Origin of the sequence: Streptomyces sp. SID8352 (assembly GCF_009862265.1) — a bacterium.
Taxonomy (GTDB): domain Bacteria; phylum Actinomycetota; class Actinomycetes; order Streptomycetales; family Streptomycetaceae; genus Streptomyces.
In genome coordinates, this window is record NZ_WWGX01000036.1 from 1 (window position 1) to 10,237 (window position 10,237).

At 69.1% G+C, this 10,237-nt stretch carries 14 protein-coding genes, 3 tRNA genes and 1 pseudogene; 16 read left to right on the forward strand and 2 right to left on the reverse strand.

The annotated features are described in order from the left end of the window. Positions 1 to 120: 120 nt before the first annotated feature. The 3 genes from GTY84_RS12815 (at position 121) to GTY84_RS12825 (ending at position 534) form a co-directional block, all read left to right on the forward strand. Positions 121 to 193 (forward strand) — tRNA-Asn (locus tag GTY84_RS12815). Between the two features lie 5 nt (positions 194 to 198). Then, positions 199 to 271 (forward strand) — tRNA-Asn (locus tag GTY84_RS12820). Positions 272 to 457: 186 nt separating this feature from the next. Beyond that, positions 458 to 534: transfer RNA gene (locus GTY84_RS12825), tRNA-Ile, on the forward strand. A gap of 72 nt (positions 535 to 606) precedes the next feature. Here GTY84_RS12825 and GTY84_RS12830 read toward each other — a convergent pair. After that, positions 607 to 2,178, reverse strand: a complete 1,572-nt coding sequence (locus GTY84_RS12830; RefSeq protein ID WP_161226338.1) for a tyrosine-type recombinase/integrase — start codon at positions 2,176 to 2,178, stop codon at positions 607 to 609. A 12-nt stretch (positions 2,179 to 2,190) separates the two neighbouring features. Then, positions 2,191 to 2,907 carry a helix-turn-helix transcriptional regulator gene (locus GTY84_RS32975; protein WP_202551059.1) on the reverse strand — a complete coding sequence of 239 codons (717 nt, stop codon included), beginning with the start codon at positions 2,905 to 2,907 and terminating at the stop codon, positions 2,191 to 2,193. Between the two features lie 167 nt (positions 2,908 to 3,074). Here GTY84_RS32975 and GTY84_RS12840 point away from each other — a divergent pair, with 167 nt between their 5' ends. The 13 genes and pseudogenes from GTY84_RS12840 to GTY84_RS12900 form a co-directional block, all read left to right on the forward strand. Further along, the gene (locus tag GTY84_RS12840) at positions 3,075 to 3,275 is read left to right on the forward strand and encodes a helix-turn-helix domain-containing protein (protein WP_161226339.1); all 201 of its coding nucleotides are present in this window, start codon (positions 3,075 to 3,077) and stop codon (positions 3,273 to 3,275) included. After that, positions 3,272 to 3,595, forward strand: a complete 324-nt coding sequence (locus GTY84_RS33805) for a DNA-binding protein (protein ID WP_237532246.1) — start codon at positions 3,272 to 3,274, stop codon at positions 3,593 to 3,595. Before GTY84_RS12840 ends, GTY84_RS33805 begins: the two co-directional genes overlap by 4 nt. Before the next feature lie 25 nt (positions 3,596 to 3,620). Continuing rightward, positions 3,621 to 3,974 (forward strand): hypothetical protein, encoded by a 354-nt coding sequence (locus tag GTY84_RS12850; RefSeq protein ID WP_161226340.1) that lies wholly within the window; start codon positions 3,621 to 3,623, stop codon positions 3,972 to 3,974. A 169-nt stretch (positions 3,975 to 4,143) separates the two neighbouring features. Then, positions 4,144 to 4,464 (forward strand): hypothetical protein, encoded by a 321-nt coding sequence (locus GTY84_RS12855; RefSeq protein ID WP_161226341.1) that lies wholly within the window; start codon positions 4,144 to 4,146, stop codon positions 4,462 to 4,464. A gap of 141 nt (positions 4,465 to 4,605) precedes the next feature. Continuing rightward, positions 4,606 to 5,466 (forward strand): hypothetical protein, encoded by an 861-nt coding sequence (locus tag GTY84_RS12860; protein ID WP_161226342.1) that lies wholly within the window; start codon positions 4,606 to 4,608, stop codon positions 5,464 to 5,466. Continuing rightward, the gene (locus tag GTY84_RS12865) at positions 5,463 to 6,245 is read left to right on the forward strand and encodes an ATP-binding protein (RefSeq protein WP_161226343.1); all 783 of its coding nucleotides are present in this window, start codon (positions 5,463 to 5,465) and stop codon (positions 6,243 to 6,245) included. Before GTY84_RS12860 ends, GTY84_RS12865 begins: the two co-directional genes overlap by 4 nt. Next, positions 6,242 to 7,570: a replicative DNA helicase gene (dnaB, locus tag GTY84_RS12870; protein WP_345943422.1), complete on the forward strand. Its 1,329-nt coding sequence runs from the start codon at positions 6,242 to 6,244 to the stop codon at positions 7,568 to 7,570. Before GTY84_RS12865 ends, dnaB begins: the two co-directional genes overlap by 4 nt. 118 nt (positions 7,571 to 7,688) lie before the next feature. Continuing rightward, complete coding sequence (locus GTY84_RS12875; protein ID WP_161226344.1) at positions 7,689 to 8,309, forward strand: hypothetical protein; 621 nt, start codon at positions 7,689 to 7,691, stop codon at positions 8,307 to 8,309. Positions 8,310 to 8,359: 50 nt separating this feature from the next. Continuing rightward, complete coding sequence (locus GTY84_RS12880; protein WP_345943423.1) at positions 8,360 to 8,569, forward strand: hypothetical protein; 210 nt, start codon at positions 8,360 to 8,362, stop codon at positions 8,567 to 8,569. A gap of 100 nt (positions 8,570 to 8,669) precedes the next feature. Further along, positions 8,670 to 9,143, forward strand: coding sequence for a sigma-70 family RNA polymerase sigma factor (locus GTY84_RS12885; protein ID WP_161226346.1), 474 nt, complete (start codon positions 8,670 to 8,672; stop codon positions 9,141 to 9,143). Then, positions 9,140 to 9,538, forward strand: a complete 399-nt coding sequence (locus GTY84_RS12890) for a hypothetical protein (protein ID WP_161226347.1) — start codon at positions 9,140 to 9,142, stop codon at positions 9,536 to 9,538. Before GTY84_RS12885 ends, GTY84_RS12890 begins: the two co-directional genes overlap by 4 nt. Beyond that, entirely contained in the window at positions 9,535 to 9,834 is a 300-nt protein-coding gene (locus tag GTY84_RS12895; protein WP_161226348.1) for a hypothetical protein, read from the forward strand. Before GTY84_RS12890 ends, GTY84_RS12895 begins: the two co-directional genes overlap by 4 nt. Next, positions 9,831 to 10,237: pseudogene (locus GTY84_RS12900) on the forward strand (hypothetical protein); the annotation flags it as partial. The gene GTY84_RS12895 and the pseudogene GTY84_RS12900, both read left to right, overlap by 4 nt.

Sequence of the window (10,237 nt, forward strand, 5' to 3'; positions counted from 1 at the left end):
TGCGGGAGCGGGGGAGTACCGATTGGCGGAGCACCCCCCTGCTTGCGCTAATGTATGTGTCGCAGCGAGCGCACGCCCCTGGTGGGTACCCGGGACGGGGCGTTCGATGCGACGAGGCATTCCTCCGTAGCTCAATTGGCAGAGCAGCCGGCTGTTAACCGGCAGGTTACTGGTTCGAGTCCAGTCGGGGGAGCTCGGTCCTCCGTAGCTCAATTGGCAGAGCAGCCGGCTGTTAACCGGCAGGTTACTGGTTCGAGTCCAGTCGGGGGAGCATCGTGAACCAGGACCCTCCGGGGTCCTTTTTCATGTCTCCCGCCTCCCCGGGGAACCACCCGCCGCACCGCGGAGTCCTATGGTCAGGAAGGTGCCGTGGAAGCCGACCATCCGAGGCAGGAGATCGTATGAGCGGCTATGCTGCGGCAGACGGCGCGCACACATGTACGCGACACGCCGCTATGGGGCGGTAGCTCAGCCGGTTAGAGCAGCGGACTCATAATCCGTCGGCCGTGGGTTCGAGTCCCACCCGCCCCACCAGAACGACCGTTCGAAAGTCGGCCCGTCACCAGCACTTAGAGCGCCCCAACTGGTTTAGACCAGACGGGGCGCTCAGTCGTTCTGCGGCTCCTGCGTGAGCGGTGCGTGAGCGGCAGTGTCCGAAGGCAGTGGACGCCGGGCCCGCGGCACGATCGCTTCCGCGTTCCTCGCGACCTCCTGGTCGACCTGGGGAAGGAGGGTCGTGTACGTGTCGGACGCTAGCTGAATCGTTCCGTGCCGCAGCGTCTCCTTGATCGCGTGAAGGTCACCTCCACCCGCATGGATCAGCGTTGCGGCCACGTGCCGCAAGTCGCGGAGGTTGATCGGCGGCAGCGCCGCCTCCCTGCACAGCCGACGGAAGACGTCCGACACCTTCTCAGGGTGCAGCCAACCGCCGTCCTCGTCGACGAACACCTTGCCCGTCTCCTGCCACGGCAGGCCCTTCTCCATGTACGCCTGCCGCTCGGCCTGCTGGGCTGCCCGGTGGTCGGCCAGCACCTGCAGCGTCGCCGGGCCCAGGGCGATGGTGGCCGCGCTGCCCTCCGTCTTCGGGTCGCTCTCCACCGGCGTCCACCCGTCCTGGATGATCGTCTTGGACACCGTCAGCTGGGCCTTGGCGAAGTTGATCCCCGCCCAGTCCTGGCCGACCGCCTCGCCGCGGCGAAGGCCCCGGAACGCGATCAGGTGGAACAGGGCGTACAGCCGGTCCTGCTCGGCATGATCGAGGAACTCCCCGACCTGTGCCGGCGTCCACACCATGACCCCCGACGGCTTCTCGCCGGTCTGCTGCCACCGCTCCACGTGCTCCGGCGTCCAGAGGACCGCCTTCGGCCGCTTGCCCGACGCCAGCTCGACGTGCGCGGCCGGGTTGAAGGTGAGCAGCTGCTGCGAGATCGCCGCGTTCAGCGCGGACCGCAGCGTCGCCCTGATCCGCTGCTGGGTGGCGGGGCCGGTGATCCGGCGGTACGGGGGCATCGCGTCCAGCTTCGCCTTCTCTGCGGCCAGCCGTGCCGTCTCCGAGGCTGGCGGCCGGGAACGCTTCCCCCACGTTGCGAGGGCCTGCTGCTCGCGCCGCTGCTGGTTCTGTACCGCGATCGTCTCGTTGGCCGTGTCGATCGCGTCGAAGAACTCGACCAGGTGCCCGACGTTCAGCCGGTCCATCAGGACGTGCCCGAGGCCCGGCTTGAGGTGCACGCGGATGTGGGAGCTGTAGCCGTTGAGTGTGGACTTCTTCCGCTTCTTGCCCTCGACCCACTCGTCCAGCCAGTCGCCGACCGTCAGCTTGGATGTGAGGGGCTGCCCGGCGCGGAACCTGCGGCGGGTCTCGGTGAGGTCGGGCAGGGGCGCGTTCTTGTTCTTGCTGACGGTTTCGAGCAGGTCACCGATCTTCGTCTGTGCTTCCTGGTCGTCGCCGGGTGCGAGTGCGAGCAGGGCCCGGACGGTGTCGAGGGCCTCCTGAGCGTCCTTCGCGGTGGCGTATCCGGAGCGGGAGAAGGAGCGCCGTCCGCTGTCCGCCCGTGGCGGGAGCTCCTGCCGTACAGCCCACACGCCGTGGCGCCGGCTCGACAGTTGCGGGCAGACCTTGCCCATGGCCTTGCCGTCACCGTCCCGGCAGTAACAGCGACGATACGTCGAGCCCTTCATCACTACCTCCCACTAGCTGGAGGCTTCATTGTCTGCCTGTTCCTGTGCCTTGCGGAGACGTTCGGCGTTCGCCCTCAGTGTTCTGGACTCCCGGCTCCAGGACCTGATCGACTGCTTCACCAACTGCTCTACCTGATCATCCGTCAAGCCCTTGTCCAAGGCGTCCATGGTGGCGGCAGTGATGGCGGTGATCGCCCCCTGGACGCTGTCTCCCAGATGCAGGAGGGGGCGCAGGACGGGGAGCTGATTCTCCGCCTTGAACTTCTCCTCAGCGTCTTCGGCGAAGTGGAACGACTCCTCTTCCGGCAATCTCCAGATCTCCCCGAGCGGGAAGTCTCCCTGTGCCCACGTCCATGCATCCCAAGGATCCAAAGCGAGCTCAGAAGCCAGCCGAAGCGCGCTGTAGGAACGGACCTCCCCATTCGAGTCTTCCTCCTCATACCACTCCCAGGCCTCCTCGTGCGCCGGATCGTCAGGCCCTTCGGTAGGAGGCGGCCCCATGAGGAGGCGTGTGGGGGTTACCTGCAGAGCAACCGAGAGTGCGACGAGGTCATCGACATCGACGCGCCGCTTCCCTTGCTCGATCTTCGTGATGCCCGAAGGCAGGATCGGCCGGCCCAGCTTGCCTAGCCGGGCGGACAGCTCGCGCACCGTAGTGCGCCCTCGTAGCCGTGCGATCTCCTTTGCCACCCGCTGACCCACGCTGCCGAGCTTTGTCGTTGTTTCCATGCCGGGAACGGTAGAGGCCAACCAGGGAACACGCAACGGCCGCCTCAACGGTTGGCCATCCTGGAGTGTTTCCGTTTAGGCAACAGTTGATGCCACTTGACGAACGGCGCGAGTTGTCGCAATCTGTTCCCACCTTCCGATGTTTCGTTCCCAGAAGGGAAACAGACATGACCGCTGCTGAGCAGCACGAGGAGCAGCGCCGCCCGCTCGCGACACCGGACGAACTGGCCGCCTACCTGGGAGTTTCCAAGGCCACCATCTACCAGTGGTCCTCGCGGGGTGGAGCCTTCCCGCTGTTCCGGGTGGGGCGTCACCTTCGAGCCCGCTGGTCCGACGTCGACGCCTGGCTTGAAAAGCAGGCGGCATGACCGCCCCGGCCCTGACGATCGCCGAGATCCTCGACTTGCCCGCCGTCGTCCCGTTGTGGCCGACCGTCGGGCGGGCCCTGTCCCTCTCCGAGTCCACCACCTATCAGCTGGCCGCCGAGGACCGGCTGCCCATCGAGGTCATCCGCATGGGGCGCCGACGTGTCGCCCGGACCATCGACCTCCACCGCTTCCTTCGGCTGGCCCCGGAGGAGAACGGCGCCGGTCCCGCGTGCGAGGCGGGACCGTCAGCCGGAAGCGACGAAGAGGCCGCGTGCGAGGCGGCCTCTTCAGTCGAGCAATCCGCAGCTACCAGCAAGTAAGAAACGAGACAGCTCTATGGACAGCATGGCACAGCCGACAACGGCGTCGGACGCCTCTCCCGCCCTCTCCACCGACCAGGCCGGCATCGTGGCTGCTGGGCATCACGCTGGCGCTGAGCCCGCCAGTGCGCACGCCCAGCTCGCTGCCCTCACTGTCGGCTACGTCGTCAGGGAGTGGGACACCTCCACCCTCGACGAGTCCATGCGGGACGGCTACTTCGGGTACTACGTCCAGTTCCGCGACGGTGCGCCCACCCTCGCCTTCCCCGTCGGGCAGTCCCCGGTCGAGCGCCTCGCCGCCGCCCGCATCCTCATCGACTACGCCGAGAGGCCGCAGCAGCCCGCCGCCCCCGCCAGCGACAGCGAGGCCCAGGCGTGACCGCCCCGGCCGACACCTCGGCAACGGCCGCAGGTGTAGCTACACCCCGGTCTCGCCCGGTCCGCTTCGAGGACCCTGCCCGTAACGCGGCCTACTGGGCGCGCATCGAGCGGATCGCCACCTTGCGAGTGCTCTTTGCTCCCGCCGTGGCCAAGCTCCGGGAGGCGAAGTGACACGCACCCCCCGGGACACGTTCCTGTCCGACCAGGCGCTCGCCGCCGCGCGGGACGCCGCAGCTCATCCCGCCCTCGCCCCCATCGCCATCACAGCGGCGAACGGCGAGCAGTGCAGCTGGTGCGACTGCCCCGACGGACCCGACTCGCCGCACAACACCGCGAACTACCAGTGCAGCGGCTGCCCCAAGGCGGCTGAGGCGATCGTCAGCGCCTTCGCCGGCCCGAACCGCAGGTACGACTACGCGGCCTGCCGGAGGCACCGGGACGACATCGTGGCCGCCCTCATCGACGTCATCGCCAAGAGGCCTGCCTGATGCCCGCGGGGCGGCTGGAGGCCGCCCCGCTTCATCAACCGTTCAGCTCCAGTGCAGAGAAGAGCCGTTAGTGAACAGCGTTACCGGCGGCAGCCGCACCACCGCGGAGGCGACCATCTGCGCCGCCCGGGAGAGGGCGGTGTGGTGATGGGCTTCCTGCTCTATCGCGAGGTGAAGATGTGGGCGCCGCCCTCGCTCACGCACCAGGAGAAGCTCACCGCCCTGGTGTTGGCGGACGATGCCAACGACGACTCTCGGCTGACGTACAACAGCGTCGTCGACGAGGAGATCATGCGCTACGCCATGGTCCCCGACAGCCGGAAGATGCTGCGGATCGTCGCCCGCCTCAAGCGGGAGAAAGTGCTTGAGCAGGTCGGCAAAGGTCACAACGGGCGTACCGCCAAGTATCGGTTCCTTCACCTCGGCCCGGTCGAGTCGTTGGGTGGCGAAAACGACCACCCTACGGATCCCGTAGGCGGGTCAAATGAACCACCCTACGACTCTGACCAGGGCGAACCCCAGGGTGGCGAAATGAACCACCCTACGGACCCTGAAGGGTGGTCTTTTTCGACCACGAAGGGTGGTCAAAAGAACCACCCCTACCCCTCTACTTCCTCAACTACTACTTCCTCTTCCGCTAACGCGTCCGAGGAGCAGCCGGAAGACGCCACGACAGGCGAGCCGGTCAAGCGCAAGTCGCGGAAGAAGGCAGCGGTGAAGCCCAACCCGCATCAGGTCGCTGACGACCTCACCGCCGCCTTCTGGCTGAAGCACGGCAAGGGCCGAGCCCAACCCTTCCTCGCCGTTCGCGGAATCATCCGGACCGCGATCAAGAACGGCGTGGAACGCGACGACCTAGCCCGCGCTCTCCACCGCGTCGCCCAGCAGGGCCGCGCGATCTCCGGCGCAACTCTCGACATCGCCCTCGGCGAGATCCGTGGACGGCAGGGCCCGTACCGCGACCCCGAGAACCAAGACGACTACGACCAGGAAGTGTCATGAACCAGCACTTCAGCACCCTCACCCTCGACCACGCCGGTCTCGGCCTTCCCCCGGGCCGCTATGCCCTGCCCTCCGAGGCCGCCGCCCGTTTCCACGCACAGACCGCCGGCCTCGACCCCGAGCCGTTCGCCGCACACCTGCTTGAGCACTACACCGGGAAGCGGCCCGTCACCGAACTCACCGAGGCCGAACGCAGGTTCCTGCGCGGCGAGCTGCAGGAGCAGGTCGACGAGTGGCGGCAGGCAGCCCTCGACTACTTCGACGCTCACGTCCCGCTCCGGTTCGCCAAGGCCGCGCCCGACGCCGTCGCCCGCAACTGGGCCGGCCGCGTTGCCGCCGCTCCGCACGACACCCGGTCGCTGCTCCTCGCCGGACCCGTCGGTGTCGGCAAGACCCACTACGCCTTCAGCGCCCTGCGTGCGGTCGCTGAGACCGGCAGCACGGTCAGGTGGCAGGCGTACACCGCGGCGAACCTGTACGCCGCTCTCAGGCCCCGTGACGACCGCCGAGCGGATGCCGACTACGAGTCCATCGCGCACGCCCCGCTGCTGTTCCTCGACGACCTCGGCGCCGCGAAGCACACCGAGTGGGCCGAAGAGGTCACCTACCGGCTGGTCAACGACCGGTACGAACGGTGCCTGCCCACGATCTTCACGACCAACGTGGTGCCCGGCCAGCTCGGCGCGGCCGTCGGGGACCGAGTCGCCTCGCGCATCGCGGAGATGTGCGAGCGGGTCACGCTCAAGGGCGCCGACCGCCGGAAGAAGGTCGCGGCGTGAGCGAGGAGCACCAGGAGCGGGCCCTCCCGCACGACCTGTCCGCCGAACGCGCCGTCCTGGGCGGGATGCTCCTGTCCCGGGACGCCATCGCCGACGTCGTCGACATCATCACGGCGGAGCACTTCTACCAGCCGGCCCACGAAGTGCTGTTCAACGCCATCGTGACCATGTTCGCCAAGGGCGAGCCGACCGACCCCATCGCGGTCACCAACCACCTGCGGGAACAGGGCACGCTCACCAGAGCGGGCGGGATACTCGCCGCCCACGACCTGCTCAAGCACGTGCCGACCGCGGCGAACGCGGGCTACCACGCCGAGATCGTCCGGGACTGCGCCACGCGTCGGCGTCTGGTCACGGCCGGGGCGACCATCGCCAGCCTCGGCTACTCCGGACGCGACGCCGCCGAAGCCGTCGATGCCGCCGCGGCCGAGATCGCCAGCATCACCGCCATCGACGACGACGATGACTTCGCCCCGGTCGGCGACGACTTCGGTGACTTCATCGAGGAGATCGAGGGCCTCGGCCGCGACGGCCTGGCGATGGGAGTGCCGACCGGCTTCACCGACCTCGACAGTCTCCTCAACGGACTGCACCCCGGGCAGGTCGTCATCGTCGCCGGACGGCCCGGCCTCGGGAAGTCCACCCTCGGCGTCGACTTCCTCCGCTCCTGCTCCATCAGGCACGGCCGTCGGTCCGTCCTGTTCAGCCTGGAGATGTCCCGCCGCGAGGTGCAGATGCGGATCACTTCCGCCGAGGCCCGGGTCGCCCTGCACCACATCCGCGGCGGACACATGACCGACGAGGACTGGACGCGGGTCGCGCGGCGGACGCCCGACATCGCGGCGGCCCCCCTCGTCATCGACGCCGGCCCCAACCAGACCGTCGCCCAGATCAAGGCCAAGTGCCGCCGCCTGAAGCAGCAGGGCGGCCTCGACCTGGTCGTCATCGACTACCTGCAGTTGCTGACCGCGGGGACTTCCCGGCGGGACAACCGGCAGCTTGAGGTGTCCGAGATGAGCCGCAGCCTCAAGCTGCTGGCCAAGGAGCTGGAGGTGCCCGTCGTGGTCCTCTCCCAGCTCAACCGGGAGTCGGAGAAGCGGCAGGACAAGAAGCCGACCAAGGCCGACCTGCGGGAGTCCGGGTCCCTGGAGCAGGACGCGGACGTGGTGATCCTCGTGCACCGCGAGGACGCCTACCAGAAGGAGTCACCGCGGGCCGGAGAGACGGACCTGATCGTCGACAAGCACCGCAACGGTCCCACGGCAACGATCACCGTGGCCTCACAACTGCACTTCAGCCGCTTCATCGACATGGCCCAGACGTAGCAGGCCATCACCCCCGCCTTCCCGGCCGGGCCCGCGGGCATCGGGCCCGGCGCCCCACCAGCAACCCGCACTGAACTCCCTGAAGGAGCTCAGTCGCCCACCCCGAAGGAGATCCCCAGTGTCCACCTGCGAGTGCTGCGGCAACGCTGCCCGCGGCTACCTGTGCACCCGGCACGGGGACGAGCTGGTGAAGAACCTGCTCGACCTGCCTGGGCTGTACGACGAGGTCGGCGAGTGCCTGGTGCCCCGCCGTTCCACGTTCGGCGACATCATCCCGACGCGGGGTTCGGCCGGCCCGCGGTCGCCGGTCAACGAGGACGTCATCGACACGGTGAACTGGGGCCGTGCCTGCGAGGTGATGCGCTTGTGGCGTGGGGACGTGCGGCGGGTCCGGTGGCCGCACCGCGGGGCTCCGCCTTCGGGCGGGCTGGTGGAGGACTGCCGGTGGCTGGCCCGGCAGCGTGACTGGATCGTGGCGGCCTACCCGGCGGCCGGGGATCTGGCGCGTGAGGTGCTGGAGCTGCGGCGTGCTGCCGAGTCCGTTGTGGGGGCGCTGGAGCCGCGGCCGCAGCGGCTGGGGAACTGTGTGGCCGTGACCGGGGAGGGCGTGGTCTGCGGGGCGGTGATCAGCCGTCTGCCCGGGGAGACGCGGCTGGCCTGCCCGTGGTGCGGCTACGTGTATGAGACGGCGCAGGACTGGGCGTTGCTCGTGCACTTCTCCCCCAGAGAAGCAGCATGAGTATCGCTAACCCCCTTGCGCATAGGGGGGTTAGTGATAGTCTCGGAGAGGTGGAAACGCCCCTATGGCGGGACCAAATCCGCACGGAGGATGAGCTGCTGGAACAGCTCGAATCCCAGGTGGATCAGGCCCGCAGACGACGGGCGGAAGCCCTGAAGGAAGGGGTCGGCGAACTCGGCAGCGTCTATGCGCTGGCGAAGGAGCTCGGCCTCAGCTGGACGGCAGTCGCCCACTCGATCAAGAAGTACACAACCCCATAAGACGAGGGCCGGGCAGCAGCTCTCCGCGGTGCTGGAACACCGGGGAGGCGCGCGCGCCGCCCGACCCTCTACCGACTTGGATCTCACACCAGGAGTCGGCATGACCGATCTTGCCATGTCTGCGGCCCGCCGCAGCACCCCGGCGCAGGAGCTCAACGAGCGCTTCGCCGCCATCTACACCCAGTTCCAGCCCCGCATCGCCCGCCTCGTCACCCGCGAGGTCCGCGGCGGAAACCACCACCTCGCCGAAGACCTCACCGCCGACGCCTTCTACCGGGCCTGGCTCGACCTCCACAAGTGCCGGGCCACCACCGACGGCCAGATGTACAACTGGCTCGCCACCCTCGCCCGCCGCGTCGTCACCGAGCACTACCGGTGGAAGAAGAACACCGCCGAGGTCCCCGCTGACACCGGCCACTGGACCTACGCCAACCGGGAGATGGACCCCAGCGGCGCCGGCTACTACACCCCGGCCGCCACCGGCTTCCGCACCGCCACCCTCGCCAACGGCGACTCCGACCCGAACATGGACGAGGCCCTGCGCCGCGCCCGCCAGGGCGGGGGCAAGCGATGACCACCCCCCAGGACCCCCAGTACCGGCACGGCACCGTCACCCTCCGCACCATCGACCACGGCCAGGTCACCGTGCCCGAACCCGCCTGGTGCACCGGCCACGACAACGACCCCGTCAACGCCCTCGCCGACCTCACCCACAACGGGGCGGCCACCACCGCCAGCGCGGTCACCGCCCGCTACGGCCAGGTCGACATCATGGACGCGCGCATCACCCAGACGCCGCACGGGCGCACCCTGCCCGAGCCGCGCCCCCTGCTCGTCGTCCACGTCGACGTCGACGCCACCGTGGCCCCCGAGGACGCCCGGCACCTCGCCCAGGCCCTCCGCGTCGCCGCCGTCCGCCTCGACCGCCTCATCGCCGACCTCGCCCACCTGCGAGGTGAGCACCGATGAGCGAGACCCCCGACACCCTGACTGGCCCGGTCCGGGCCCTGCTCGCCGCGATCAGCGATGCCCTCGCCCTGCCCCACCCCGGCCGCGACTACACCGACCTCGCCGGGTACGAGCGGCACGCCAGCGACCGCATCGCCTGGATCCAGGCCACCATCCGCGATGTCCTCGGCGGTGAGGCCATCCTCGGCCTCCAGTGGGAGGCCGACTACCTGCGCAAGCAGAGCGAGCTGCGCCCGGCCGACTACCGGACCGTCGACGAGTACATCGCGGCGCTGAAGGCGGGTGGAGGCCGGTGAGTACCGTCGCCCAGCCCGTCCTCACCATCACCGCCCTCGTCCTCGCGCTCGCCGTCCTCGGTCTGCTGCTCCGGGCGCTCCGCAGGACACCGGCCGCCGTCGCCGTCGCCTCCCTCGCCGCGATGGCCTGCACCGCCTACAGCGCCGACACCAGCTGGCGGTTCGCCGAACACCGCCTCGACATGGCCTCCGCCNCCGANCGNGGCGCCATGTTCGCCGCCGCCGAGCTGGCNCTNTTCTCCTGCGCCCTGATGGCCCGGCAGAACCTCCGNGCCCAGGGCGCGCCCGGCACGCCCGGCATCCTCGTCTGGGTCATCACCGGCGTCCAGGTCATCCCCGCCTACAGCGAGTCCGGCATCATCGGCGGCACCGTCCGCGCCGTCGTCGGCCCCGTCCTCGCCGC